The organism is Herbidospora cretacea (assembly GCF_001570605.1).
Classification (GTDB): Bacteria; Actinomycetota; Actinomycetes; order Streptosporangiales; family Streptosporangiaceae; genus Herbidospora; species Herbidospora cretacea.
In genome coordinates this window covers 97,558-122,719 of the sequence record NZ_BBXG01000012.1, presented here as the reverse complement: position 1 = coordinate 122,719, position 25,162 = coordinate 97,558, and the positions used below count along the sequence as shown (strand labels likewise).

Genomic DNA, 25,162 nt, shown 5'->3' with positions numbered 1-25,162 from the left:
GCTTTGCACCAAATCACCGCTCGGTCACTCGCCCAGGCCCGCCTGGCGGGCGCGGACCACCGCCTGGGCGCGGTCGGCCACCTGGAGTTTGGCGAAGACGCTGGTCAGGTGGTTCTTCACGGTCTTCAGGCTGAGGTACAGCGTGCGGGCTATCTCGGCGTTGGTCCTGCCGTTGGCGAGCAGGTCGAGGATCTCGCGCTCGCGCTGCGTCAGCTCGGGGAACGGGCCGGTGCCGGGGCCGCTGGTGAGGAACCGGCGGATGCGGCGGGCGACCGCGGGGCCGTACACGGCCTCGCCCTTGGAGACGGCGGTGACGGCGGCGAGGAAGTCGCCGCCGCCGGTTCCCTTGAGGACGTAGCCGCGCGCGCCCGCGCGCAGGGCGGCGAAGACCGACGCGTCGTCCTCGGACATGGTGAGGACCAGGATGCCCAGGTCGGGGCGCTGGTCGATGAGGCGGCGGGTCGCCTCCAGGCCGCCGACTCCCGGCATCACCAGGTCCATGACGACGACGTCGGGGTTCAGGGAGAGGGCCATCGCGACGGCCTCCTCGCCGTCGCCCGCCTCGCCGACGACCTCGGCGCCGCCGACCTGTTCGAGCAGGGCCCGCAGCCCGTGCCTCAGCAGGGGGTGGTCGTCGGCGAGGAGTACCTTCACAGCGGAAGCACCGCCTTCACGATCGTGCCGTTCTCGGATGTTCGGGTGAGGGTGCCGCCGAGTTCGGCGGCGCGGTCGCGCATGCTGCCGCTGCCGACGCCCTCGACGAGCGGGTCGGGCAGGCCCCGGCCGTCGTCGGTGACGGTGACGGTCAGGCGGCCGTTCCCGGCGGTGGCGGCGATCTCGACGCGGGTCGCCTCGGCGTGCTTCAGGGCGTTCGACAGCGCCTCCTGCGCGATCCGGTAGGCCGCCACCTCCACGGCGGCGGGCAGGTCGGGCAGGGCGGTCAGGGAGACGGTCACCCGCGGGCCGGTCGCGTCGAGGGCGAGGTCTTCGAGCGCTCCGGCGAGGCCGAGTTCGTCGAGGGCCGGGGGGCGCAGGTCGTGCACGATCCTGCGCACGTCGGCCACCAGCGTCTGGGTCAGCTCGCGCACGTTGCGGACCGTCTCGGTCGGCGACGTCGCCTCGATGAGGTCCAGGCCCAGCCCGATGGCGGCCAGGCCCGGTCCGAGGCCGTCGTGCAGGTCGCGGCGCAGGCGGCGGCGTTCCTCCTCGCGGGCCTTGACCAGGTGTTCGCGCGACTCCTGGACCTCCCGGGCCAGCCGCGCCGCCGCCAGCGCGACCGCCAGGTGCCGCGCCAGGTCGGTGAGGATGGCCAGGTCGGCGCGGGACAGCGGCTCCCCCGGCGAGCGCGGGGCCGCTCTCAGCTCGCCTTCGTGCCGCCCGCTCGCCGTCAGCGGGAGCCGTACGGCTTCGCCCCCCGTCCGGCCGATCTCGGAGACGGTCACACCGTCCGCCGACACCACCGCGACAGCGGGCAGCCGCAGGGTGGAGGCGACCGTCTCGGCCGCCCCGTCGAGCAGCCGGGTGGGGTCGGCGGCGGCCTCAAGCCGTACCCCCAGCTGGTTGAGCGCCGTGGCGGGGTCGCCGCGATGGCCGAACAGCCACCGGCCCACCGCCTTCTGCAGCGCGGCCCGCAGCGGCGCGAACGCGACCGCGACCACAGCGGTGGCGACCAGCGTCTCGGTCGAGGCCATCAGCGCGTGGGCGGTGGCCACGACGCCGAGGTAGACGGCCAGCAGCAGGCCGGTGAGCAGCGTGTAGACGACGGTCCGGCGGAGCAGCACCTCGATGTCGAACAGCCGGTAGCGGAAGATGGAGACCGCCGTCGCGACCGGGACCAGCGGCAGCGTGACCGCCAGCAGCGGCACGCCGAGCGTCGACTCCGACGGGAACTGCGCGTCGACGGCCACGGCCACCGCGAGCGCCACCACGGCGGCGAAGACGGGCAGCAGCCGCCTGCGGTCGTGCCGCAACCGGGTGGCCAGGGCGACCGCGCCTGTCACGCCGACGACGGTCGCGACGACCGCGAACGCGGTGGCGGCGTGCGGCTCGGTCGGGACGAACCCGATCGGGTTCGGGCGCTCGTCCCCCCACACCCAGATGCGGTCCCGCAGCATGAGCAGGACGTGCAGGCCGGCCAGCGCGGCGATCATGACGGCGGCGGGCACGCGCCAGCGCCTCGACGGGAGCCGGCCGTCGGGGAGGTAGAGCGGGAGCAGCAGGAGCGGCCCGAACCCGGCCAGGAACACCCAGTTGGTGACCCAGCCGGCCGCCAGGGTGCCGGGCCAGCCGTGGGCCTCGCCGAAAGCGGCGTAGCCACCGGCGAGCGCCTGGAGGGCCAGCCCCGCGCCGCCGAGGCAGAACAGCCAGCCGACCGGATGGCGGGGCCGGGCGGTGACGATGAGGGCGCCGGTCACCGGGTAGGTCAGGCCGACGATGGCGTCCAGCACGAGATAGTCGGTGTCGGCGTGCTCGACCCCGGCGGTCAGGACGACGCCGACGACGACGGCGGCCGCGCAGAGCACCGGCACCACCCAGGGCCATCGGACGGTCGGCATGGGCCCATTGTCGGGGCTGTCCGCAGGCGAGGGAATGGGACCGGAGTCCCGGCGCGACCGGGACCCCGGCGGGCCGGGACGCCGACGGGACTCCTCGTTCATGCGGGCGGGACCGCCCGCCCCGTCGACTGGTCCCGTGAAGACCGACACCTCCCGGCAGCTCACCACGTTCGCCGTCGTGCTGCCCGTTCTCGTGCTCCCCGCCGTCGCCTACGCCGTCTCCCGGGGGGTCGACCTCGACCGCGTCGGGGACGCGCCCGTTCCCGCGCAGCTCGCCCTCTACGGTCAGGCCCTCGCGCCGGCCGTCGCCGCCGCCGTGGCCTTCCGGGCGCGCGGCTTTCCGTGGGGGTTCCGGAAGGTCCCCCTCGCGACGCTGCTGCACGCGTGGGCGATCCCCGTCGCGGGGCTCGCGCTCGCCTACGGCGTCGGATGGCTCACCGGGCTGGCCTCCTTCAGCCCCGACGGGCTGCCGATGCCGCCGCCGCTCATGGTCGCCGTGGGGCTCGTCCCGGGGCTGGCGCCGTATCTCGTCCTCGCGCTCGGCGAGCAGCTCGGGTGGAGTTCGTTCCTGGCGACCCGGCTCGGGGAGCGGCACTCGGCCGACGTCGTCGCGCTCGTCGTCGGCCTGGCGTGGGCGCTGTTCCACGTGCCGCTGATGCTGTTCGTGCCGGGGGCGGTCGATCCCGGCGTGCCGACGGCCTACGCGCTGCTGTGGTTCGCGATCCAGTCGGTCGTGCTGGCCTTCCCGCTGGTGTGGTTCCGGCTGCGGACGGGGTCGATCTGGCCGGTTCTCGTCGTGCACGCCACGCTCAACGCCGGGATCTACTTCGTCGGGCAGGCCATGACGCGGCCGCAGGCCCCCTGGCTGCTGGGCGAGGGCGGCGTGCTGACCACCGCCGGGCTGGCCGTCGCGGTCGCGCTGACCGCCCGGTGGTGGCGTCAGTCGCGGGTCAGCCCGGCCGCGGCGTAGGCGTCGGCCTCGTCGAGGGTCTCCTGGTCGAGCAGCGCGGAGACGATGCCCTCCAGGCGGTGGCGGTTGTCGGTGATGAGGCGCTGCGCCTCCGCGTAGCACTCGTCGACGATGCGCCTGGCCTCGTCGTCGACCGAGGCCAGCGTCGCGGACGCGGCCTGCGGCGGGCCCTCCGTCGGCAGGATGGTCAGCGGGCCGATCAGCGGGGACATGCCCCAGCGGCCGACCATGCCGCGGGCGATCGAGGTGACCTGCTCCAGGTCGTTCTCCGCGCCTGTGGTGACGATGCCGAACACCACCTGCTCGGCGGCCATGCCCCCCAGCGCGCCGGTGATCCGGCCGCGCAGGTAGCGCTCGTCGTAGGCGTACCTGTCGTCGTCGGGGGTCGACAGGGTCACGCCGAGGGCGCGCCCCCGGGGGATGATGGAGATCTTCCTGACCGGGTCGGCGCCGGGCAGCAGCATCCCCAGGAGGGCGTGGCCCGCCTCGTGGTAGGCGGTACGGGTGCGCTCCTCCTCCGGCATCACGATGGCGCGGGCCGTGCCGAGCTGGAGTTTCTCCAGGGCGTCGGCGAAGTCGGCCGGGCTGACCGAGGTGTGGCCACGGCGGGCGGCCAGCAGGGCCGCCTCGTTGACGAGGTTGGCGAGGTCGGCGCCGGTCATGCCCGGCGTGCTCTTCGCGATGGCCGGAATCTGCACCGCCGGGGACAGCGGCACGCCCCGGGTGTGCACGCGCAGGATCGCCACCCGGCCCTGCTGGTCGGGCGGCGCTACGACGATGTTGCGGTCGAAGCGGCCCGGCCGCAGCAGCGCGGCGTCGAGGACCTCGGGACGGTTGGTGGCGGCGATGACGATGACGCCCTCGTTGCCGGTGAAGCCGTCCATCTCGGTCAGGACCTGGTTGAGAGTCTGCTCGCGTTCGTCGTGACCCCCTATGGTCGAGGCTCCCCGGGTGCGGCCGATCGCGTCGATCTCGTCGATGAAGACGATCGACGGGGCGACCTTCCTGGCCTCGTCGAACAGCTCCCTGACCCGGGACGCGCCGACGCCGACGATCATCTCGATGAACTCCGAGGCGCTGGCCGAGAAGAACGGCACGCTCGCCTCACCCGCGACCGCCCGCGCCAGCAGCGTCTTGCCGGTGCCGGGCGGTCCGGTCAGCAGCACGCCCTTGGGGAGCTTGGCCCCCAGGCGGCGGTACTTCCCGGGCTCCTTCAGGTAGTCGACGATCTCGATGAGCTCGTTCTCGACCTCGTCGATGCCGGCCACGTCGGAGAAGTCGACCCGGACCTTGCCGCTCTCCACCGGCTTGGCCGCGCGGTTGCGGCCGATGCCGCCGATGCCGCCACCGCCGCCGCCCATCATGCCGCCGGCCCTGCGCATCAGCCAGATCCACACGGCCGCGAGCAGCAGGATGGGCAGCAGCGAGAGCACCAGGTTCCAGAAGGTGCCGCGCTGGTCGCCGACGGGCTCGGCCTGGATGGTCACGTTCTGCCGGCTGAGCTGCTGGTAGATCTGCTGCTCGTCGGCGAAGACCGGGATCACCGTGGAGAACTTGGTGAAGGTGTCCTTCTCCTTGTCGCCGGGGATCGGCTGCCCCTTCTTCAGGTCGCCCTGGATGGACATGCCGGTCGCGTAGATGTCCTTCACGTTCCCGCCGTTCACCTGACGGGTGAACTCGGTGTAGGAGATGGTCTGCCGCGGCTCGCCGTCGAAGAACGAGCTGATGATGAAGAAGGCCGCGTAGGTGAGCGCCATGGTCAGCGCGAACCGCCACCAGTTGATCCTGGGGCGGTTCGGCTGAGGCGGGGGCAGTCCTTCGGACCGCCAGGGCTTCGGCTCGTCCCCGTTCTTCTCGGGACGGCTGTCCGGGCGGTCTCGGTCCCCCTCCCGGAAATCGTTCGGCGGCTCACCCACGTCGGCTCCTCGGCTCGGTGGCAGGCGTCAGTGGTGCCGGGCCGCCTCGATGGCCTCCTTGAGCTGGTTCTCCGCCTCCTGCGACAGGGACGTGTGGATGACGCGCCCGCCCATGGGCGCGATCCGCGGCAGGACCTTGTCCCGGGTGCTGTCCTCGACCAGCAGGAACAGCGCGGCGCCGCCCGGCTTGAGGCCCTCGGCGACGTCCTTCATGAACTTGTCGTCGACGCCGATGTCGGTCTTGGAGCCGACCAGGGCGCCGGTCGCGGCGCCGACGGCCGCGCCGACGAGCGGCATGAAGAAGATCAGCCCGATCAGGCCGCCCCACAGGGCGCCGCCCGCCGCTCCGGTCGCCGCGAGGTTCACGGCCGGCTTCATCTTGATCTTGCCTTCGGCCGTGTGTTCCACGATCGCGGCGTCGGTGAGTGTGATCAGGTGCTCGTTCTGCAGCTCGAACAGCTTGTCCCTGACCTGTACGGCGGTGCCGAGGTCGTCGTAGGCGACAGCGATCAACGTAGCCATGATGGAGCTCCCCCCGAAGTCCAGATAGGAGGATATTTCCCCAGATGAGACTAGGTCTAAAGCACCTTGATCTGGTCCATCACGGTGTTGATGTCGCGGTAGCTCTTCTTCTGAGTGTCCGGGATGGTGACGAACACCAGCGCGGGCTTGGACGCGGGGACGTCCACCAGCGCCACCGCCGCCGTCGACTTCCGCTTGTCGCCCTTGATCGTGTAGCTGACCTCGTAGCCGAGCACCCAGGCCGGACGGTCGTCGATGTCGGTGTAGTCGGCGGAGGTCCACTTGATCGTGGCGCCGGCCGGGTGGTGGTTGAGCGTCCACCGGGCGGCCAGGAAGGCGGTGTCCTTCAGGTCGTCCTGCACCTCGATCGGCACCGGGCAGGAGACCAGCATGCCCCGGTAGGCCGAGCCCTTGACCTTGGGCAGTTGCTGGCGGGAGGCGAACGGCGAGGGCGAGGCGAGGTCCCAGTCACCGGCGAAGCGGGGGAACGAGACGCCCGACCGCTCGTCCTTGATCAGGCCGCGCGTCTTCGTGCTCTTGCCCGCGAACTTCCGCAGCTTGGCCTGGTCGCCGGGGAGTTCGGGGACCCGGGGGTCGTCGAGCGCGTCGGTCATCGCGGTCGAGAGGGGACTGACCGAGGGCGACGGGGAGGGCGCGGCGCTCGTCGCGGCCGGGGCGGGCGTGGAGGCCGCCGTCACGGGGACGGCCTTGGGGGCGGGCGCCGCGGCGGCCTGGCCGGGGTCGTTCCGGGTGACCACGACGGCGGCGGTCACCACTCCCACGGCGGCGATCACGGTGACGACCGCGGCGGTCCGGTAGACCAGCCGCATGGGCAGATCGCTCAGGCCCTTCGTCGACGGAGGCGGCGGAGGCTCCTGGATCGTGATCTTCGGTAACGGACTGGTCTCCGCTTCCGCCGCGACGTACGAAGGAACGGCCTTCGTCCCATAGTCCCCTGGTGACACGTCGGTGAGCGTACGGCAAATCACGGCAATTCGGGTGCGATAGCCATCACACTTCGAGAACGAGGTTTGCGGCGCATAATGACCGGGTGCAGGTAGAGCTCCGGTTCGCCCCGGGATCGGCGATCCATCACGATCTTTCCGCTGTCCGCCAGGACGGCCGGTGTCTCTGGGTCGCCGGGGACGAGTGGGCGGGGGTCGAACGCCTCACGTGGCGCGACGGCGCCTACCAGGATCACCGGACCTTCCGGCTGGCCGATTTCGTCGGCCTCCCGGCCGGCCCCGACGAGGAGGCCGACATCGAGGGCCTCGCCCGGACGGGCGGCTGGCTCTGGGCCGTCGGCTCCCACAGCCTCAAGCGCAAACGCGTCAAACCCGGCCAGAACGGCGAGAAGGCCCGCAAGCGCCTGGCCACCGTCGTCCGCGAGGAGAACCGCTTCGTCCTCGTCCGCCTCCCGCTGGTCGAGCGCGACGGCCTGCCCGTCCCCGTGCGGGACGACGGCCGCCGCCACGCCGCGATCCTGTGCGGCCCCGGCCGGAACCTGTCCGACATGCTGGAGCACGACCCCCATCTGGCCCCGTTCCTGCGCCTGCCCGGCAAGGACAACGGCTTCGACATCGAGGGCATCGCCGTCGTCGGCGAGCGGGTCTTCGTCGGCCTGCGCGGCCCGGTCCTGCGCGGCTGGGCGGTCATCCTGGAGATCCGCCCCGAGCCCGACCCCCACGACGAGGGCCGCCTGCGCTTCGCCCCGGTCGGCGACGCCCGCTACCGCACCCACTTCGTCGACCTGGAGGGCCTGGGCATCCGCGACCTGTGCCCGGTGGGCGAGGAGATCCTGATCCTGGCCGGCCCGACCATGACCCACGACGGGCCGGTGAAGATCGTCCGCTGGACCCCGGGCCACGGCTTCAGCGACCCGCCCATCCACGTCGCCGACCTCCAGACGGGCGTCCGCGACGACCGTCCCGAGGGCCTGGCCCTGCTGAGCGACGGGCGGCTCATGATCGTCCACGACAGCCCGTCACCCCAGCGGCTCACGCCCGAAGGGGTCTGGGCCGACGTGCTGACCGTCTAGGGGTTGCGCAGCGGCCCGCCGCCGGGCGGGCGGTAGCCGCCCTCGGCCAGCCACGGGGCAGTGGCGATCACGGTCACCGAGCCCGGTTCGATCTCGGTGAAGCCCGCGTCGCGGACCGACGGGAGGTCGGCCTCGATCAGCTTGGCCCAGTCGTAGGGGCTCGCCGTCCGGACCGACACGGCCAGGCCCGTGTCCACCCACGCCGCCCGGTCGCGGGGCGAGGTCGCCCACCAGGCCAGCTGGGCCGCGTGGCCCGCCTGGGCCATCGCCTTGCCCGCCGTCATCTCCAGGTGGGGGTTGATCCAGAGCACGCACGCCGCGCCCGCCGGGCCCGGCGGCTCGGGGTCGTCCAGGTCGGTGCCGGAGACCTGGAGGCGCGACAGGTCCTTGGGCCAGGCGTCGAGCGGGACGGGCGGGTGGACGCGGACCAGAGCGCTCCCGGCCGTCACCGTCTCACCCGGCAGGGCGAGCACGCGGGTCCACTCGGCGCCGCGCGCCCGGCGGACGACCTTGCGGATGCCGTGGCGTTCCCAGCCGCGGACCGCCTCGGCCCATTCGCCCTCGCCGCCCGAGCGGTGGTCGTCAACCATGCGCAGGACCGCTAGGGCGGCGGCTTCCAGCGCGTCGGTACGCCGTGGCGGGGTCGCCCGCTCGATGCGGACCACCAGCGGCAGCACGTATTGGCTCACCTGCCAATACTGCCAGCCCCGCGGGCGATCCGGAGCGACATGACGGCGGCGAGTGCGCAGAGACCGCCCGACACGTACCAGGCCAGGTCGTAGGTGCCGAGATGGTCGCGGGTCACCCCGGCCAGGGTGGCCGCGAAGGCCGCGCCGATCTGGTGGGAGGCGAAGACCCAGCCGAACACGATCGGGCCGTCGTCGCCGTAGATCTTGCGGCAGAGCGCCACCGTCGGCGGGACCGTGGCCACCCAGTCGAGGCCGTAGAAGACGATGAACACGATCATGCTCGGGTGGGCGGAGTCGCTGAACAGCTGCGGCAGGATCAGCAGCGACGCGCCCCGCAGGGCGTAGTAGACGCCCAGCAGCACCCGCGCGTCGATGCGGTCGCTCAGCCAGCCGGAGAAGATCGTCCCGGCGATGTCGAAGACGCCGATGACGGCCAGCAGCGACGCCGCGACCGGTTCGGCCATGCCGTGGTCGTGGGCGGCCGGGATGAAGTGGGTGCCGACCAGGCCGTTGGTGGACGCGCCGCAGATGGCGAACCCGCCGGCCAGGTACCAGAACGAGCGGGTGCGGGCGGCGTCGCGCAGCGCCCGCACCGCGCGGGTGGCCGGTCCGACCGTGGCGGGGGCGGCGGGCGGCAGGGGTTCGGTGGCGCCGTACGGGAGGAGGCCGACGTCGGCCGGGTGGTCGCGGATCAGGAACCAGACCAGCGGCACGACCGCCAGCGCGCAGGCCGCCACGACCAGCGAGGCGGCCCGCCAGCCGGTCGACTCGACGAGCAGCGCCAGCACCGGCAGGAAGATGAGCTGCCCGGTCGCGCCTCCGGCGGTCAGGATCCCGGTCACCAGGCCCCGGCTGCGCACGAACCACCGCTGGGTGAGCGTGGCGGCGAAGACCAGCGCCATCGACCCGGTGCCCAGCCCGACGAGCACGCCCCAGCACAGGACGAGCTGCCAGCTCGCGTCCATGAAGACGGTCACGCCGCTGCCGATCGCGACCAGCGCGAGCGCGAGGGTGACGACCCGGCGCATGCCGAAGCGGTCCATCAGGGCGGCGGCGAAGGGCGCGGTCAGTCCGTAGAACATGAGGTTGACCGAGACGGCGAAGCCGATGGTGCCGCGCGACCAGCCGAACTCCTCCTGCAAAGGCGTGATCAGGACGCCGGGCGTGGCCCGGAACCCGGCCGCGCCGATGATGGCGATCAGGGCGACGCCGCCCACGATCCAGGCCCGGTGCACGCGTGCGGGCCGGGTCACCCCCCGAGTGATGGTCATGCCGGACATCCTGCCGACCAGCCCTGATACCCCACCAGTGGCCGGTAAGCCAATATGTGAAAGAATCGGGCCATGCCCCATCGGATGGCCATGCTGGTGCTCGACGACTTCGCGACCATGGACGTCGGCATCCCCGGCCAGTTCTTCCACATCGCCGAGGACGCCGACCGGCGCGCGCTCTACGACGTGCGGACCTGCACGCCCGGCGGGCTCCCGGTCCGCTGCGCGGCCGGATATTCGATCGTGCCCGACCACGACCTGTCCCTGCTGGAGTGGGCCGACACGGTGGTCGTCCCGGGCGTGCACGGCGGTGCGCCGTTCGAGGGGTCCCTCGATCCGGACGTCGCGGCGGCCCTGCGGGCCTTCCGGGGCCGGATCGTGTCGATCTGCACGGGCGCGTTCGTGCTGGCCGCCGCCGGGCTCCTCGACGGCCGCCCGGCGACCACCCACTGGCGCAACGCCGCCAGGTTCCGGCGGCTCCACCCCCGCGTGCTGCTCAACCCCGACGTGCTGTTCGTCGACGACGGCGACATCCTCACCTCGGCGGGCGTCGCGGCCGGCACCGACCTGGCGCTCCACATCATCCGGTCGGACTTCGGCACCGAGGTCGCCAACAAGGTGGCCCGCCGCTGCGTGACCGCGCCGTTCCGGGAGGGCGGCCAGGCCCAGTTCATCGAACGGCCGCTGCCGCCCGCCCAGGGCGCCTCGACCGAGTCGACCCGCGCGTGGATGCTGTCGCGGCTGGCCGAGCCGCTCGACCTCAACGCGCTGGCCGCGCACGCCCGGATGAGCGTGCGGACCTTCACCCGGCGCTTCCGCGAGGAGACCGGCCTGTCCCCCGCCCGCTGGCTGAACCGCCAGCGCGTCGAGCACGCCCGCCAGCTCCTGGAGACGACCGGCCTGCCGGTCGACCAGGTGGCCCGGCAGGCCGGGTTCGGCACCGCCGTGTCCCTGCGCCAGCACCTGCACGCCGCGGTCGGCGTCTCCCCCATCGCCTACCGGCAGACCTTCCGGCCTCAGGCCGCCCTGCGGAGCACCACCAGCGCGACGTCGTCCTCGTGATCGGGGCGCATCATCGCGTCGATCACCCGGTCGCAGTAGTCCTCAAGCGTGCCGTCGACGGCCCTCGACAGTTCCTGGAGCCGGGCCATGCCCTCCTGGAGGGTCAGGTCGCGCCGCTCCACCAGGCCGTCGGTGACCAGCACCAGCGTGTCGCCCGGGCCGAGCGTGAACCGCGCCTCGCCGGGCCGGTGGAGGCGGGCGCCGAGCAGTGGTCCGGGCATGCTCAGATATTCGGTACGTCCCCTCGATATCAGCAGCGGCGGCAGGTGCCCCGCGTTGCACATCACGATCTCGCCGGTGGCCGGGTCGAGCAGCAGCAGCGCCACCGTGGCCAGCTCGCGCGGCAGGAACCGCAGCATCAGGATGTTGACCTGCCGCAGGATCTCGTCGAGCGGATGGCCCTCGCTGGCGTAGGCGCGCACGGCGTGCCGGATCTCGGCCATCACGGTGGCGGCGTGCAGCGAGTGGCCCATCACGTCGCCGATGGCCACCAGCAGCCTGTCGCCGAGCTCGATGACCTCGTAGAAGTCGCCGCCGATCTCGGCCTTCGCGCTGGCCGGGACGTACCGGGCGGCCAGCTCCACGCCCTCGACCAGGGGCAGCGACCGGGGCAGCAGCGCGCGCTGGAGGGTCAGCGCGATCCGCCGCTCCTCGTCGATCAGCCGCAGCGCCTCGACGGCCAGCGCCACCCCCATCGAGAGCTGGCGCAGCACGTTGGCGTCGTCGTCGCCGAACGCCAGCGCCGCCTCCACCAGCACCCCGACCGGCGGGCGTCCCTGCACCCGGGCCAGCGCGACCGTCAGCTCCTTCCCGGCCACCGACGGCGCCACCACCCTGATCCAGTCGGCCCCGGGTGTGGTGCGGATCGTCGGCCCGCGCGGCACCGCGCCGGGATCCAGCAGCGGCACGTCCCCCGTGACCATCCCGTCGGGATCGCAGAGGGCGTAGCGGCTCCCCGACTCGGTCGGCGCGAACACGGTCGCCGGCCCGCCGAACATGCGGGACGCGCCGTCGGCCGCCGCCCGCAGCAGCCCGTCGAGGTCACCGGCCATGTTGATGGCCAGCGTGGTGTCCGACAGCCCGGCCAGCCGCCCGGCGAGCCGCTCGGCCCGGCGCCGGGCGCGGGCGTACCGCAGGGTCGCGTGGACCGTCGCCAGCAGCACCTCGGGCTCGACCGGCTCGATGAGGTAGGCGTCGGCGCCCCGCTCCAGGCCCTGGGTCCGGTCGCCCACCCCGACCGCCGACGCGGTCAGGTGGATCACCGGCAAGGACGCGCTGACCGGGTCGGCCTTGATCCGCTCACAGACCTCGAAGCCGTCCATGTCGGGCATGCGCACGTCGAGCAGCACCAGGTCGGGCAGCTCCTCCTTGACCCGGATCAGCGCCTCGGCGCCCGTGGCCGCCTCGACGACCGCGTAGCCCGAGTGCTGGAGCCAGCTGGAGATGACGTAGCGGTTGGCGCTGATGTCGTCGACGACGAGGATTCGTTCAGGCATCACGTTTTCCGATCTCGCCGACCGCCCGGAGCAGCTCCCCGCGGGTCAGGCGGGACTTGTCCAGCGCCACGCCGTCGATCCCGCCCGTGTCGGCCGAACTGACCACGATGACGGGGATGGCGGCGGTCTCGGGGTCGGCGCGCAGTTCCCCGATGACCTCCTCGCCGGTCACGCCCGGCATGCGCAGGTCGAGCAGGAGCAGGTCGGGGTGGACCCGCCGGACGGCGTCGAGGGCGGCGTAGCCGTCGGCGGCGTCCTCGATCTCGTCGGCGACGCCGTGCAGGAGACCCCGCATCATGGTCCGGAACGCGGGGTCGTCGTCGGCGATGACCACCCGGCCCAGGTGGATGCGGTCGAGGCGCGGGAGGCGCACCTCGAAGACCGTGCCCTCCCCCACCACGCTCCGCACCGACATCTCGCCGCCGAGGATGGCGACCAGGCTCCGGGCGTAGGGCAGGCCCAGCCCGGTTCCCGCCACCGACGTCTGCATGGGGCCTCTGACCTGGTGGAACTCCTCGAAGATCCGTTCCAGTTCGTCGGCGGGGATGCCGATGCCGGTGTCGGCGACCCGCAGCACCACGTGGTCGCCGTCGGCGTGGGCGCTGACCCTCACCTCGCCGCGCTCGGTGAACTTCAGGCCGTTGGTGAGCAGGTTGCGCAGCACGTGGGTGAGCATCACCTCGTCGGTCTGCAGGATCTCCACGTCGTCGGGGTCCTCGACGACGAGCGCGACGCCCTCGCGGGCCATCGGCCGCAGCGTCTCCCTGAGTCTGCGCAGCAGGCTCCGCAGCGAGACGTCGACGACCTCGGGTTCGAGGCGGCCCGACTCGGCCTTGGCCAGGTCGAGCAGCTCGTTGACGAGGTTGAGCAGGTCGCGGCCCGACTCGCGGATCAGTTCGGCCTGGTGGCGCTTGTCGTCGTCGAGCGGCTCGCCGAGGTCCAGCAGCATGCGGGCCAGGCCCAGGATCGAGCTGGCCGGGGCGCGCAGCTCGTGGCTGACGTTGGCCAGGAACCGGGTCTTGGCCTCGCTGGCCTCACGCAGCCGGGCCGACTTGTCCTCCAGCTCTGCGTAGAGGGCCACGACCCCCTGGTTGGTCCGTTCGAGCTCCTCGGAGAGCTGGGTGTAGAGGGCCATCACGCCCCGGTTGGTCTCCTCCAGCTCGTCGCGCTGGGCCTGGACGTCCTCCAGCGCGGCCATCAGGTCCTGGTTCTGGGCGCGCAGCTCGTCGAGCGGGCTCGTCCTGGCCAGACCGGCCAGGTGGGCGCGCAGGTCGCGGAGCCACTGGCCGGTGTAGCGCCCAGGGGGCAGCCCTTTGCTCAGGATGACGTCCTCCCCCTCGCGTGTGAGCGCGTCGACCAGCCGGGCGGCCGCCGCGAAGCCCGGGGCGGCGGGGTTGATCGGCCCGTAGCCGCGCACCCGCACCCGTAGTGAGCCGTCGATCGTGAAGGCGATCCGCGCCCCGCCCGCCTGGGTGAGCACCTCCCGGCCGACCTCGCTGAGCGCGGTCGCCAGGCGCACCTGGTCCTGCTGCTCCAGCCCCACCGCGCCGGCCACCGCGCGGGTGTGCTGCCGCAGCGTGAACACGTCGCCCTCACCCAGGACCTCCATCGACAGGAGCTCATCCGAGGTCATGACGGCATCCTGGCGACCAGCACCCCGGCGTCGTCACGACGGACCCCGAGGTCGCGCAGCAGGGCGCCGGCGATCACCAGCGACCTGCGCATGTACAGGCCCGGGTAGTCGCCGAACGTCCATCGCTGACGCAGGCCGTCGGAGTGCATGACGATCAGTGCCCCGGGGGCGAGGGGATAGTCGTACTGCCGGATGGACGCCGCCCGGTGCCCGGCGATGCCCGGGAGCGAGACCAGCCCCCGGTGGTCGCCCCGATCGACGACGGTCGCCGCGATGTTGCCGAGCCCGGCGAAGGTGAGCGTGGTCCCGTCGGCCTGGGCGACGGCCAGGGCCACGCCCCGGGTGTGGGAGATCTCGCTGTGGACCTGCTTGACCAGCTGCGCGGGCGGCCCGGCGGGGGCGTCCTCGAAGGCCCGGATCGCCGCCTGCGCCGCCGATGCGGCCAGCGGGCCGTGCCCGAGCCCGTCGCAGACCATCAGCGTGATCTTCCCTCCGTCGGTACGGCAGGCGTAGCCGTCACCGCCCACGCTCTCCCCCGGCATCGGCCGGGTGAGCCCGGCGATGTCGAGGGCGTCGGAGGGCCCGATCCGGACGGCGAAGACCGTGCCGAGCCCCGGCCGCGAGTAGACGTCGGACCAGTCGGAGAGGCGGCGGATCGCCCCCAGGCCGATGCCCAGGCCGCCCCGGCTCGACAGCCCCTCGACGGGCGGCGGCTCGAAGCCCGGCCCCGAGTCGATGGCCACGATCTCGACGTGCCCCTCGCCCCGGCGGACCGCGACCCGGCCGCTGCCCGCGTGACGCTGCACGTTGGCGGCCAGCTCGGCCGCGACGATGGCGACCTCCGCGAGCCGGGCCTCGGGCAGCCCGGCCGCCCGGCCCCGGTCGACCGCCGCACGGCGGACCGCCCCCACCGCGCTCTCCTCGGTGACGTCGAACCAGCTCTCGGTCAGCGGGCCCACTTGACCACCGTCACGGTGGTTCCGTCGCCGGGGGCGGTGTCGATCGTGAACTCGTCGACCAGCCGCCGGGCCCCGCCGAGCCCGAGGCCCATGCCGGAGCCGCTGGTGTATCCGTCGGTCAGCGCGAGCTGGAGGTCGGCGATGCCCGGCCCCTTGTCGTGGAAGATCGCCTTCACGCCCTTGCGCAGCCCGTTGAACACCTCTTCGACGACCGCGCCGCCGCCCCCGCCGTAGGTGAGGGTGTTGCGGGCCAGTTCGCTGGCCGCGGTGACGAGCTTGGTCTGGTCGACCAGCGACAGCTTCGCCGACACGGCCGCCGCGCGCACCGCCTGGCGCACCCGCACCACGTCGGCGTCGCCCGCGATCGCGAGTTCCTGGGCGCTCATGTCGCCGCGCCGCCGAGGCTCAGCAGGCGCATCCCGCGCTCCACGTTGAGGGCCGTCTTGATCCCGTCGAGCGACAGGCCCAGCTCGACGAGGGTGATCGCGACCGCCGGGCGCATGCCCACGACCACCGTCTCGGCGTCGAGGATCCGCGACAGCGCCGCGACGGTCGCCAGCATCCGGCCGGTGAACGAGTCGACGATGTCGAGCGCGGTGATGTCGATCACCACGCCGCGCGCGCCGGTCTCGACGATCCGGTCGGCCAGGTCCTCCTGAAGGGCGATGACCATGTCGTCGCGGAGGTCGACCTGGATGGAGACCAGCAGCATCGAGCCGATCTTCAGGATGGGCAGGCGCTCCATCAGAGGCCGCGCTTGGACATCTCGGCGGCGACGTCGACCCCGATGCGGCCCAGGGCCAGCATCAGGGCGTCGGCGAGCGTGGCCTTGGTCGCGATGTCGCCGAACTCGATGCCGAGGGCGACGATCGTCTGCGCGATCTGCGGGCGGATGCCGGAGATGATGCACTCGGCGCCCATCAGCCGGGCCGCCACGATCGTCTTCAGCAGGTGCTGCGCGACCTGGGTGTCGACCGCCGGCACGCCGGTGATGTCGATGATCGCGTACTCGCTGCCGGTGTCGACCAGCGTCTGCAGCAGCTTCTCCATGACGACCTGGGCGCGGGCCGAGTCGAGCGTGCCGACCAGCGGCAGGGCGACGACGCCCGGCCAGAGCTTGACCACCGGCGTGGCCAGTTCCAGGAGCTGCTCGGCCTGCTGGGCGATCACCTCCTCGCGCGCCCGCGCGTAGGTCTCGAAGGTGAACAGGCCGAGGTCGTCGATCACGTCGGAGAACGGCTGGAACTCCGCCCCCGCGCCCACGACCTCCCGCACCGCCCGCTTCAGCGTGAAGACGTTGATCGCCGTCTCACTCGGGCTGAACCCCTGCAGGGCCCGGGCCCGGGACAGGTCGACCAGCAGCGCCCGCACCTCGCCGTAGGCCGGCGACTTGGTGTCGCCCCCCTGGGAGGAGCCAACGGCCGACAGCACGGCGTCGAGGAGGTCACGGAGCTCCTTGTCGAGCTCGACCTCCGAGATCCGCCCACGCAGGGACGCCGCCACGTCGGCACGCCAACGGCGGACGAGGTCGTCCTCCGCCGCACGGCACCTCTCGATCAGGTCACCGAAGGGTTCCGAGGTCATATGCCCTCCAAGTCGTACTGGATTCGCATTATTCGCGACCCCCACCCTAGAGAAGTCGCCGGGACTGCGACATGTTTCTGAATAGAGGCTCTCCTGTGGTAGGTCTTATGCGGTTACGAACAGAGGGAGATCATGGACAACCTCCGGGTTCACGTGGCCTCGTCCGGGGCCTACGCCGTGATCACCGTGGCCGGGGACGTCGACGCCACCACCACCGGGCAGCTGCACGAGGCGGTCGTCCGGGCCAGGGAGATCTCGGCCCACCTGGTGTTCGACCTGGCCGAGATGACTTTCATGGACAGCGCCGGCATCCGGGTGCTTCTCGACGCCTTCCACCATACGCAGACCGAAGGTGGCAGCATCGCACTGAGCGGGCCCCGGCCGTCGCCACGGAAGGTGATGGAACTGGTCGGCCTCGCCGACCACATTCCTATCTACGACTCGCCCGCTGAGGCTGTCGCCGGCGGCCCGGCCTGATCCTGGCGTTCTGCTCGGCCTCGCGGGCCTTCCGCCGGCGCCTGCCGACCAGCCAGCCGGCCCCCAGCACGGCCAGCCCCAGCGGGGTCCTGGCCAGCCATCGCGTGAAGATGAGTTGCACGATTCGCTTCATGCCGGATGTCTCTGCCCTGGATAACCGCAGGTAGACCTGCCGCCTGGAAGGCCCGCCGATACGCCGAGGGCGAGGTCTTCATCGCGCGGGCGAAGTGGTGGCGGAAGGTCACCGGGCTGTCGAAGCCGCAGACCGTGGCGACCTCCTCGACCGGGGTCGCGGTCCCCTCCAGGAGCGGGAGACTGGCGGCGATCCGCTGCGCGATGACCCATTTGAGCGGACTCATACCCGACTTCCGGGCGAAGTGGCGGAGGAACGACCGTTCCGACATGGCCGCCCGGCGGGCCATCTCACGCACCGTGATCGGTGTGGCCAGCCGCGTCAACGCCCATTCCATCGCCCGGCCGACGGCGTCCTCCTCGGTGGGGGTGACCGGCGTCTCGATGAACTGGGCCTGACCGCCCGCCCGGTGGGGCGCGATCACGAGGCGGCGGGCGACGGTGTTGGCGACCGTGGGCCCGTGGTCGCTCCTGACCACGTGGAGCAGCAGGTCGAGCCCCGCCGCGCTGCCCGCGCTGGTCAGGACGTCGCCGTGGTCGACGTACAGGACGTCGGGGGTGACGGTCACCTCCGGGAAGCGGGCGGCGAGCAGAGGGGCGTACCGCCAGTGGGTGGTCGCGGTCCGGCCGTCGAGCAGCCCGGTGGCGGCCACCGCGAAGGCCCCCGAGCAGATCGAGACGATCCGCGCGCCGTTGGCGTGCGCGCTTCTCATGGCCTCGACCACAGCCGGCGAGACCGGGCTCCGGACGTCGCGGACGCCCGGGATGACGATCGTGTCCGCCTCGGCGAAGGCGTCGAGACCGCGGGACGGGGTCATGGTGAACCCGCCGACCACGTCGAGCGGCCCGGCGGCCTCGGCGCAGACGGTCAGGTCGTACCACTCGACGCCGTCGGGCCGCGCGACCCGGAAGATCTCGACGACACAGCCGAGCTCGAACGGGGCCATGCCCTCGAAGGCCAGGGCGGCGACACGGTGCGGCATGGCGGAATCTTAGCGGAACAGGTCGTTTCCGCCACTCCTGCTGCCTTTCGCCTTGGGCCAGGCTGGGGGCATGTCAGCGATCCTGCGGCACCCCGCCGCCACCCCCGCCACCGCCCTCGCCCACTTCACGGCCCGTCTGGCCGTCGAGACCGACGTGTCCGACGTCGCCCGCGACCTCGCCGCCGGCGTCCCCGGGGTCGTCGTCGTCGACGTGCGGAGCCGGGAGAGCTGGGACCAGGGGCACGTGCCCGGCGCCGTCCACATCCCCGTCAGCGAGATCGACGGCACGACGCTGCCGTTCGACGTCGTCGTGGTCGTGTACTGCTGGGGGCCCGGGTGCAACGGGGCCCACCAGGGAGGGGCGGCTTTCGCCCGGCTCGGGTACCGGGTCAAGGAGATGATCGGCGGGTTCGAGTACTGGGCCCGGGAGGGGCTGCCTGTCGAACTCGGCGACGGGACGCTGGCGCGGCGGGAGGTGGACGCGTTGACCGGGCCTACGTGTCTGGTTCCTGGGGCCTGACCTGCTCGTCAGCGTTGCCCAGGGTTCGGTGAGGGGCGCATGGGGGTCGTGGCGTCTCCGGCGGCTCTTGGCCAGGTCTGATGGTGACCATCGTCGGGGTCCTGCGGTTGGCGCTCGCGGAGCAGTGCTGCGATGTCGGTCTTGGAGGCTTTCCACGGGCTCTCGCTCGGGGTGGTGGCCGGTGGGACCCGCGGGAGTGCGGCACCGGCCCCGCGGGGCTCTTCGGGCCTTCCGGTCTGCGGGGTGGGGGCCCAGCGGCGGTGCCCCTCGCGGGTTTGCCGGGCCGGCGTCCGCTGGGCACGGGTGGAGCATGCGGGTCGGGACTTGGGATGGGCCCGGCTTGAGGGCGACCGGGAGTCCCGGTGGCGAGGTTTCCCCGTCACGGGCACCCCTCTTCGTCCGATAGACTTCTCTCACACCTTCGGGGCTATAGCGCAGCTGGTAGCGCACCTCCATGGCATGGAGGGGGTCTGGGGTTCGAGTCCCCATAGCTCCACTGGTGAATGGATGGCCCGTGGTTGTCGCCCCTTTGGGGCGCCTGCCACGGGCCATTCACCATTTCTGCCACACGGGGGGACGACCCCCCGAACCCCCCGATACGAGAGGGCTTTCGCCCCCTCGCGCTCCCCCTGGCCGCTCTGCGGCCCTGCGTCGCTGTCGCTCCGGTCCTGGCGAAGGGCTCCGCCCCTCGCGCACCCTGGTAAGGCCTCGCTATCGCTCGGGATGCTCTCGCTTCGCTCGACTCTTCATGTGGGTGGGACGACGGGATACGAGGCTCTGTGAACGAGCAGGGACGCGAGTGTGCCATGGCCGTTCCGCTGGGCTATCTCAACTGCGGTGAGTCCTTCACGTGTGATCGCGGTGATGTCCGCACCGGCATCGAGGAGCGCACCGGCCGAGCCCTCGTATCCATAAGCCGAGGCGAAATGAAGCGGCGTCCAGCCAGCGGAGTCACGGGCGTGACGTCTGCGCCCAGTTCAAGGAGCACGAGAAGCATGTCTGGTAGCTCTCGGCCTGCTACGACGTTGTGAAGCAGCGACGGGACATCGAGGGTGGCCCCAAATTCGGCCAGGATTCGAAGAACGCCAATCCGACCGAAGCGGACGGCGAGTTCCACGAGAGGTGTCCCGTCGTCCACGACATTGGGATCAGCGCCGCTGAGAAGCATGGCGCGGAGCCCCGCCGTGTCGCCGTCGAAGACGACCCACCCCAGAGATTCGTCATCCACCGGATAAGTATCGCCGCCGGGCCCTTGAGGCCTCAGCGTTGGGCGGCACGAGGGACATGATAAGAGCGCGGGTGTCGCGAGCCGGTCACGGTCGTCATCGACGAGACTTTCGCTGTGGTGGATGGTGCAGGGGTCGGTGCGGGCTAGCCGAGGCCGCCGCAGAGCCACGACCAGGGATTGCGGTAGGAATCGATGAACTCGACAATGAACGGGCTCTGGCCGGCGTCGGGATCCCCGAAGTAAAGGGAGATCATCACGTCGTGCTGGGCCCCTGCGATTTTGGCCTTGCCGTAGTAGTCGCGGATTTCCTGCGGCGGCAAAGATGTCACCAGCGTGATCCTCACCCGATATTCACAATAGTCCCCGCTTCCCCCCCACATTTGGGGGCCGGAAGTCACGTCATGCCTGCGGTGTAACTCGCGTGTATCCGGTGGATTCGGGTAGCTGATCGCCCGTTGGTACAAGGCGTCGAGACGGGCGTCGTCGTGCCAGACAGGGATCATGATCAAGAAGAATAAGCCGGCCAGTGGCACCAGGGCGGCCGTCAGGCACCCCCACCTTCGTTTCATGATGGTGAACCGTAATGCTTCCGATCAAGGTCGGCGGCGGTTACCGCCGAACGTGAACTGGTCGTGCGCATGCGACCGGCAAGGAGCGATCGTAAGCGTTCGAGGCTCTTCGATCTCGGTGGCGTCGCGGCGTTGGTCGTCAGGTGATGCCTGCTGCCGATTTCACCAGGTGGGTGCAGGCCCTGCTCTCCCTTCGAGAGCGCCCCGGCAAATGACCCTTGGTGCATGCTGTGTCAGTCCGGTGAAGTGTGTCGGCTGTGTAGGTGTCGCGGGACAAGCGCGAGTTGCTGTCCTGACGTTCCAGCCCCGGTTGTGGCGGGGTGATGTCGATCGAAGAGGGCTGCCGGGTTCGAGTAAACGAGCGCTAGCTCCACTGGTGAATGAATGGCCCGTGGTTGTCGCCCCTTTGGGGCGCCTGCCACGGGCCATTCACCATTTCTGCCACACGGGGGGACAACCCCCCGAACCCCCGATACGAGAGGGATTCGCCCCCTCGCGCTCCTCCTGGCCGCTTCGCGTCTGGCAGGACCGGCTTTCTTGGAGATGGCAGGCGCTTCTGATCGCCTGTGGCGGCGTACAGCATCGAGCTCTTCTTTTCCGAGGCCGGTCCACTGGGGCGCGCGGAGCCGAACAGGGAGCCACCTCACGTGGACCAGGACTTCTTGCTGAGAACCATGTTCATCGTTTCGGCTCCCGCGGTGATCACGGGCTTGAGTCGGGACGCGGGCGACGGGATCGCGTCCACTCATGATCGAGACGAACTGTTAGCAAAAGATGTGATCGGAGGCACGATCTCTGTCGTGTGAATCTTCGGGTGAGCTCCCCCTTTCCACATTGGGTAATTCGACGTACTCCGTCGGTTACGGCACCGCTGTACTCCTGGCGTGACAACCGTCGCACTCACCAGGAAGGGAAAATCGTGACAATCAAGAACGGTCTCCGGGCGCTGGCCATGGGAGCTCTGCTCGCCCTCCCCCTCGCGGCCGTCAGCGCCACGCCCGCGATGGCCGCAACCAATGTGGTGGCGTCCGGCGGGCAGTTGTTCGTCAGCGCGGGGTTCGCCGGCGACGACATCTCCATCAACGTCGAAGACGGTTTCCTCGTCGTCAGGAACTTTAACGACGCCATTTTCGCGGGCAGCGTCACCTGTACGAACGTCGACCCCCGCACGGTCCGGTGCGCCGGCGCGGGCATCACCAAGATGCTGGTGCGCACCAACCCGGGGGCCGACACGGTGCGGAACAACACCGCTCTCCCGACCCAGGCCTTCCTCGGGCCGGACGGCGATCTCTACTACGGCGGCTCGGCCCGGGACCTCGTCTCGGGTGAGGGCGGCAACGACCTCATGGACGGCAACGGGGGCAACGACGTCCTGATGGGTGACGAGGGCGGATTCGACCAGGTCTTCGGCGGTCCGGGGACCGATTTGTGCACGGCCGAGCAGGAGACCACCTGCGAGGGCGACGCGTAACACCGAAGGTTCCCCAGGCTGCAGGCCGATCTCGTCGCAGCCCCGGTGTCCGCGCGACCCGACCTGCAGCGGGACGTGTTTCGGCCCGGGTCAGACGCCGTCATTCATGAGGCATCTCGATCCGGCTGATCGAGTTCGAATAGCTGAGCGTCAGCTCCACGGGTAATGGGAGGCCCGTGGTTGGGCTCCTTCGGAGCACCTTCCACGGGCCATTTCCCGTTTGCCGACACGGGAGGGACCACCCTCGAACCCCGGTACAAGAGACTTTCGCCCCCTCGCGCTCCCTGAAGGGCCGCTTCTCGCCCGACCCAGCTGACGGGGTTGAGTGGGGAGCGGTTTCTTGGTGATGCACTGAGATCAATACCTGGATGGCGGCTTGGATTTTGAGATAGAGCATCGAGCTGTTGCTGGGTCATTCGTTCGTGGACTTCATCCTCCTGTAAATCCCTGAGGAATGCGGCATGCGATGGGGCGTTGTTTGTCTCGGAGCGCAAGGTGTAGTGCCGTAGACTCCGGCGGTGAACGCCGACGACGTCTGGCCGTTGTGCGTCCTTGCCGGTAGGAGAGCGCATGCAGGACCCTTCGGACACGACCGAACTCGCTGAGTCCGAGAAAAACGGTCAGAGCGATGCGACCGGATTACCTGTTTCGCACGGTCCGACATCCGATTCGGACATCGATTCATCGACGGTCTTGGCGGAGGTCCTCCCGGGGATTGCCGTGCTCTTCGGTGATGTCCCCGTGGAACTCAAACCCGGCCTGATCGACTTCGGGCTCGTGCCGGTCGCCGACCGTGAACAGATCTCCGCACTTCTCGCCTCGATCGGCAACGCGGCGACCGTGGTCGGTCACTTCGGCACCGCGATTGCCGGCGCGCAGGGAATTTACAAGCTCAGTGACACGACGATGGCCCTGCTGAAGGCGGGCGGAACGCTCGCCGTCAAGGACGGCGCGAACCTCGGAGCGGTGATGGCCTCGGGGCGCATCGTCGGTCAGGCCCGCCTCATTCCCATCGCTTCTATGAGCGCGGTGCAGACCCTGTCCGCGATCGGACCGGCGCTGGCCATGGTCGCCCTTCAGATGCAGTTGAATGAGATCACAGGCCTCGTCCGGACCAATATCGCGCTGACGACCCAGGTGCTCACGGATATCCGCCACGGGCAGTGGGCCGAGCTGACGGCGCTGGTCGCCACCGTTGACGATGTGGTCGACCAGGCGGGAGCTGTCGAGTCGGTCCCGACGTCCCTATGGGATACCGTCGCGGGCAAGAAGGCGGACCTGCGCAAGCAGATCGACCTCTACCGCCTGAACGTCGGGGGACACATCCGGCAGATCCACGGGCTCGGCTCGCGTGGGCGCCGTGAGTATCTTGAGACGAACGCCGAGGCGATCGTCTTCGACAGCAACGCGCTTCTGTTGTCCATCAAGGCCTGGATCGGTTATCAGGCGCTCCACGCCGCGCGGGCGAGGGCAGCCGGAACCGAGGACGCCGGGGAGGCTCGGCTCGTCGAGGACATCGCGCGCCGCACCGGCAAGGAGCTCGAATCCATTCGAGCCGAGACGGCGAGCCTCGTCGACTCGCTGACGCGCGAGTTACGCATCATCGTCGAGCTTCCCGGCCGCGCCACTTTGCCACTGCCGGGAAAGCGGAAGGACGCGAATTCGGCTCGGCAGACCTCTGCGCTCGTCCTCGCGGCGATCGAGCCCCTTGCCGACGCGCTCAATCCACCGGCCCCTCCGCTCGAGGCTCCGGACGTCGTCTGCGCATCCGACTCGCTGGCTCTGGAACCGTACCTGCGCATTCTGCAGTGGTTTCTCGAGGACGGTGAGACCCTGCGTGTCCTGGGTTTCCCCGATGAGCCCGATGCTCCCGACACCATTTCGGCGATCTTCGGCGGAGTGAAAGGGATATGGGCGACGGCGGCCAAGACATTGGTCGCCGTCACAGATCGCCGCATCATAACGGGCCAGACGAACGCCTTTCTCGAGCAGGGCGAGATCAGTCAGGTCATCCCGATCGACCGGGTGCGATACGTCCGGGTCGCGACCTCACCGGACAGCAGCACCCGCGCGGCGATCGACCTCATCACCCGCGACGAGAACATCCAATGGCTCTTCTCTACTGACATCGACAGCGCTCGAATCGACGCGTTCGCCGCCGTGCTCGCCGAGTCGATGGCGATCCCGGATGTCGAACGTCATGAGCTGCTACGACGGGGACACGCTCTCACCGATGCGGGAAACGGCGAGGATTCTTCAGACGCGGCTGAAATCGTCGCCACGGCCTGAAATCCGGTCAGGCCCAAACTGGCCTGTCACAAACGGCGGGGCGTGAGTGCCAGACGCACACAGGTCGGGGGACGCTGAACGTGTTCGCGGTGACGTTCCACGATGGCGCTGCGCCCCTGGCTTATGAGGGAAGCCATGATGGCCACCATGGCAGTACGCAATCACCCGGAGTGCCCTTGGTGGCCATGTCGTAAACGATCATGGCCACAGGGCCGGCGAAAGAGCTGTGAACGGTGAGAGCGAGGAGAATGGCGGTCGGCCATAAACGTCCGGCCAGTTTTGGCAGTCGGGTGGGCACGTGGAACGACTGCGCGGCAAGCGCCGACGCCACCGAGACGATCGGAAAGATCACGAATCGGCTCAGGGACCAAACGGCGTCGGCGAAGCTCTGACCGGCGTTCAGGTCTCCCCGGCAGTAATACTCCGCCCGCCCGACCAGGTAGATGTCAAGCAAGGTCCCGAACGTCGCGCACGCAATGGCGATGATCGCGGAGATTCCGCATCCGAATGTCCAGTGGTGGAGTGCCTGTGGCGCTCTCCGCTCCGTCACGGAGCCATCGAAGCAGACCTCTGTGCAGGGGATACGCCACCTTTGCTCGTATTCGGTGCAAAGCGCCTCCCTGCCATCGACGCGAGCGATCAGGCCGTCAAGACCTCGCCTTGCGGCTCCACGGTTGTCCTTGGCCACGAACGTCAGACGAGCCGACTCCAATCCGCTCAACGATCCTGGAGATCAGTAGGGCGGAGGACCCAGGACTTGCGGGCCGATTTGTCGCTGGAATCCCACAAGCCGCTGAC

General features: G+C 70.6%; 23 protein-coding genes, 1 tRNA gene and 2 pseudogenes. 8 read left to right on the top strand and 18 right to left on the bottom strand.

What is annotated here, in order from left to right; all coding sequences use genetic code 11:
* Window positions 1-24: 24 nt before the first annotated feature.
* Both AW270_RS23650 and AW270_RS23645 read right to left on the bottom strand, forming a co-directional pair.
* A complete protein-coding gene (locus AW270_RS23650; protein WP_061297433.1) occupies window positions 25-654 on the bottom strand; it encodes a response regulator in 630 nt (209 codons plus the stop codon).
* Window positions 651-2,555 (bottom strand): sensor histidine kinase, encoded by a 1,905-nt coding sequence (locus AW270_RS23645; RefSeq protein WP_061297430.1) that lies wholly within the window; start codon window positions 2,553-2,555, stop codon window positions 651-653. The genes AW270_RS23650 and AW270_RS23645 overlap by 4 nt, the downstream gene beginning before the upstream one ends.
* A gap of 136 nt (window positions 2,556-2,691) precedes the next feature.
* Here AW270_RS23645 and AW270_RS23640 point away from each other — a divergent pair, with 136 nt between their 5' ends.
* On the top strand, window positions 2,692-3,525 hold the full coding sequence (locus AW270_RS23640; protein WP_061297429.1) for a CPBP family intramembrane glutamic endopeptidase: 834 nt from the start codon (window positions 2,692-2,694) through the stop codon (window positions 3,523-3,525).
* On the opposite strand, the gene ftsH is transcribed toward AW270_RS23640, so the two are convergent.
* From ftsH to AW270_RS23625, 3 genes are read right to left on the bottom strand one after another with little or no spacing between them, the layout of a single operon-like run.
* The gene (gene ftsH / locus AW270_RS23635; protein WP_061297426.1) at window positions 3,495-5,441 is read right to left on the bottom strand and encodes an ATP-dependent zinc metalloprotease FtsH; all 1,947 of its coding nucleotides are present in this window, start codon (window positions 5,439-5,441) and stop codon (window positions 3,495-3,497) included. The genes AW270_RS23640 and ftsH overlap by 31 nt on opposite strands.
* Before the next feature lie 27 nt (window positions 5,442-5,468).
* Entirely contained in the window at window positions 5,469-5,963 is a 495-nt protein-coding gene (locus tag AW270_RS23630; RefSeq protein WP_061297423.1) for a DUF1269 domain-containing protein, read from the bottom strand.
* Window positions 5,964-6,019: 56 nt separating this feature from the next.
* Complete coding sequence (locus tag AW270_RS23625) at window positions 6,020-6,928, bottom strand: hypothetical protein (protein WP_157522467.1); 909 nt, start codon at window positions 6,926-6,928, stop codon at window positions 6,020-6,022.
* An 86-nt stretch (window positions 6,929-7,014) separates the two neighbouring features.
* Here AW270_RS23625 and AW270_RS23620 point away from each other — a divergent pair, with 86 nt between their 5' ends.
* Window positions 7,015-8,001, top strand: a complete 987-nt coding sequence (locus tag AW270_RS23620; protein WP_061297417.1) for a DUF3616 domain-containing protein — start codon at window positions 7,015-7,017, stop codon at window positions 7,999-8,001.
* Here AW270_RS23620 and AW270_RS23615 read toward each other — a convergent pair.
* Both AW270_RS23615 and AW270_RS23610 read right to left on the bottom strand, forming a co-directional pair.
* Entirely contained in the window at window positions 7,998-8,690 is a 693-nt protein-coding gene (locus AW270_RS23615) for an aminoacyl-tRNA hydrolase (RefSeq protein ID WP_061297414.1), read from the bottom strand. The two genes, AW270_RS23620 and AW270_RS23615, sit on opposite strands and share 4 nt — an antisense overlap.
* Window positions 8,687-9,970, bottom strand: a complete 1,284-nt coding sequence (locus AW270_RS23610) for an MFS transporter (RefSeq protein ID WP_082801781.1) — start codon at window positions 9,968-9,970, stop codon at window positions 8,687-8,689. The genes AW270_RS23615 and AW270_RS23610 overlap by 4 nt, the downstream gene beginning before the upstream one ends.
* Window positions 9,971-10,033: 63 nt before the next feature.
* On the opposite strand from AW270_RS23610, the gene AW270_RS23605 reads away from it, so the two are divergent.
* The gene (locus tag AW270_RS23605; protein WP_061297412.1) at window positions 10,034-11,023 is read left to right on the top strand and encodes a GlxA family transcriptional regulator; all 990 of its coding nucleotides are present in this window, start codon (window positions 10,034-10,036) and stop codon (window positions 11,021-11,023) included.
* Here the strand turns inward: AW270_RS23605 and AW270_RS23600 are convergent.
* The 6 genes from AW270_RS23600 to AW270_RS23575 are packed head-to-tail and all read right to left on the bottom strand — an operon-like array spanning window position 10,978 to window position 16,695.
* Window positions 10,978-12,519 (bottom strand): SpoIIE family protein phosphatase, encoded by a 1,542-nt coding sequence (locus AW270_RS23600; RefSeq protein ID WP_061297409.1) that lies wholly within the window; start codon window positions 12,517-12,519, stop codon window positions 10,978-10,980. The genes AW270_RS23605 and AW270_RS23600 overlap by 46 nt on opposite strands.
* Window positions 12,512-14,152: an ATP-binding protein gene (locus AW270_RS23595; protein ID WP_061297407.1), complete on the bottom strand. Its 1,641-nt coding sequence runs from the start codon at window positions 14,150-14,152 to the stop codon at window positions 12,512-12,514. The genes AW270_RS23600 and AW270_RS23595 overlap by 8 nt, the downstream gene beginning before the upstream one ends.
* Window positions 14,149-15,111, bottom strand: coding sequence for an ATP-binding protein (locus AW270_RS23590; protein WP_061297405.1), 963 nt, complete (start codon window positions 15,109-15,111; stop codon window positions 14,149-14,151). The genes AW270_RS23595 and AW270_RS23590 overlap by 4 nt, the downstream gene beginning before the upstream one ends.
* Window positions 15,099-15,497: an ATP-binding protein gene (locus AW270_RS23585; RefSeq protein WP_061297402.1), complete on the bottom strand. Its 399-nt coding sequence runs from the start codon at window positions 15,495-15,497 to the stop codon at window positions 15,099-15,101. The genes AW270_RS23590 and AW270_RS23585 overlap by 13 nt, the downstream gene beginning before the upstream one ends.
* Window positions 15,494-15,856 (bottom strand): STAS domain-containing protein, encoded by a 363-nt coding sequence (locus AW270_RS23580; RefSeq protein ID WP_061297399.1) that lies wholly within the window; start codon window positions 15,854-15,856, stop codon window positions 15,494-15,496. The genes AW270_RS23585 and AW270_RS23580 overlap by 4 nt, the downstream gene beginning before the upstream one ends.
* Window positions 15,856-16,695: an STAS domain-containing protein gene (locus AW270_RS23575; protein WP_061297397.1), complete on the bottom strand. Its 840-nt coding sequence runs from the start codon at window positions 16,693-16,695 to the stop codon at window positions 15,856-15,858. The genes AW270_RS23580 and AW270_RS23575 overlap by 1 nt, the downstream gene beginning before the upstream one ends.
* Before the next feature lie 132 nt (window positions 16,696-16,827).
* Between AW270_RS23575 and AW270_RS23570 the strand changes: the two genes are divergently transcribed.
* The gene (locus AW270_RS23570) at window positions 16,828-17,172 is read left to right on the top strand and encodes an STAS domain-containing protein (RefSeq protein ID WP_061297395.1); all 345 of its coding nucleotides are present in this window, start codon (window positions 16,828-16,830) and stop codon (window positions 17,170-17,172) included.
* Here AW270_RS23570 and AW270_RS42170 read toward each other — a convergent pair.
* Entirely contained in the window at window positions 17,126-17,305 is a 180-nt protein-coding gene (locus tag AW270_RS42170; RefSeq protein WP_369409000.1) for a DUF6203 family protein, read from the bottom strand. The genes AW270_RS23570 and AW270_RS42170 overlap by 47 nt on opposite strands.
* A 64-nt stretch (window positions 17,306-17,369) precedes the next feature.
* A pseudogene (locus AW270_RS23565) lies at window positions 17,370-18,287 on the bottom strand (helix-turn-helix domain-containing protein); the annotation flags it as partial.
* 70 nt (window positions 18,288-18,357) lie between these two features.
* On the opposite strand from AW270_RS23565, the gene AW270_RS23560 reads away from it, so the two are divergent.
* Together AW270_RS23560 and AW270_RS23555 are read left to right on the top strand one after the other, a co-directional pair.
* A complete protein-coding gene (locus AW270_RS23560; RefSeq protein WP_061297393.1) occupies window positions 18,358-18,807 on the top strand; it encodes a rhodanese-like domain-containing protein in 450 nt (149 codons plus the stop codon).
* A 423-nt stretch (window positions 18,808-19,230) separates the two neighbouring features.
* Window positions 19,231-19,303, top strand: a tRNA-Ala gene (locus tag AW270_RS23555).
* A gap of 250 nt (window positions 19,304-19,553) precedes the next feature.
* Here AW270_RS23555 and AW270_RS42165 read toward each other — a convergent pair.
* Window positions 19,554-19,709: pseudogene (locus tag AW270_RS42165) on the bottom strand (hypothetical protein); the annotation flags it as partial.
* A gap of 469 nt (window positions 19,710-20,178) precedes the next feature.
* Window positions 20,179-20,538, bottom strand: coding sequence for a hypothetical protein (locus AW270_RS23550; RefSeq protein ID WP_157522464.1), 360 nt, complete (start codon window positions 20,536-20,538; stop codon window positions 20,179-20,181).
* Window positions 20,539-21,523: 985 nt separating this feature from the next.
* Between AW270_RS23550 and AW270_RS41855 the strand changes: the two genes are divergently transcribed.
* Window positions 21,524-22,075 (top strand): hypothetical protein, encoded by a 552-nt coding sequence (locus AW270_RS41855; RefSeq protein ID WP_061297387.1) that lies wholly within the window; start codon window positions 21,524-21,526, stop codon window positions 22,073-22,075.
* A gap of 570 nt (window positions 22,076-22,645) precedes the next feature.
* The gene (locus AW270_RS23535) at window positions 22,646-24,364 is read left to right on the top strand and encodes a hypothetical protein (protein ID WP_061297384.1); all 1,719 of its coding nucleotides are present in this window, start codon (window positions 22,646-22,648) and stop codon (window positions 24,362-24,364) included.
* A gap of 121 nt (window positions 24,365-24,485) precedes the next feature.
* On the opposite strand, the gene AW270_RS23530 is transcribed toward AW270_RS23535, so the two are convergent.
* Window positions 24,486-25,052: a hypothetical protein gene (locus tag AW270_RS23530; RefSeq protein ID WP_157522461.1), complete on the bottom strand. Its 567-nt coding sequence runs from the start codon at window positions 25,050-25,052 to the stop codon at window positions 24,486-24,488.
* Between the last annotated feature and the right edge of the window lie 110 nt (window positions 25,053-25,162).

Coding starts and splice junctions, on each gene's coding strand:
- AW270_RS23535 (WP_061297384.1), top strand. CDS start 22,646: ATGCAGGACCCTTCGGACACGACCGAACTCGCTGAGTCCGAGAAAAAC.
- AW270_RS23595 (WP_061297407.1), bottom strand. CDS start 14,152: ATGACCTCGGATGAGCTCCTGTCGATGGAGGTCCTGGGTGAGGGCGAC.
- AW270_RS23605 (WP_061297412.1), top strand. CDS start 10,034: ATGCCCCATCGGATGGCCATGCTGGTGCTCGACGACTTCGCGACCATG.
- AW270_RS23645 (WP_061297430.1), bottom strand. CDS start 2,555: ATGCCGACCGTCCGATGGCCCTGGGTGGTGCCGGTGCTCTGCGCGGCC.
- AW270_RS23600 (WP_061297409.1), bottom strand. CDS start 12,519: ATGCCTGAACGAATCCTCGTCGTCGACGACATCAGCGCCAACCGCTAC.
- AW270_RS23610 (WP_082801781.1), bottom strand. CDS start 9,970: ATGTCCGGCATGACCATCACTCGGGGGGTGACCCGGCCCGCACGCGTG.
- AW270_RS23630 (WP_061297423.1), bottom strand. CDS start 5,963: ATGGCTACGTTGATCGCTGTCGCCTACGACGACCTCGGCACCGCCGTA.
- AW270_RS23585 (WP_061297402.1), bottom strand. CDS start 15,497: ATGAGCGCCCAGGAACTCGCGATCGCGGGCGACGCCGACGTGGTGCGG.
- AW270_RS23575 (WP_061297397.1), bottom strand. CDS start 16,695: ATGACCTCGGAACCCTTCGGTGACCTGATCGAGAGGTGCCGTGCGGCG.
- AW270_RS23560 (WP_061297393.1), top strand. CDS start 18,358: ATGTCAGCGATCCTGCGGCACCCCGCCGCCACCCCCGCCACCGCCCTC.
- AW270_RS23550 (WP_157522464.1), bottom strand. CDS start 20,538: ATGATCCCTGTCTGGCACGACGACGCCCGTCTCGACGCCTTGTACCAA.
- AW270_RS23570 (WP_061297395.1), top strand. CDS start 16,828: ATGGACAACCTCCGGGTTCACGTGGCCTCGTCCGGGGCCTACGCCGTG.
- AW270_RS42170 (WP_369409000.1), bottom strand. CDS start 17,305: ATGAAGCGAATCGTGCAACTCATCTTCACGCGATGGCTGGCCAGGACC.
- AW270_RS23580 (WP_061297399.1), bottom strand. CDS start 15,856: ATGGAGCGCCTGCCCATCCTGAAGATCGGCTCGATGCTGCTGGTCTCC.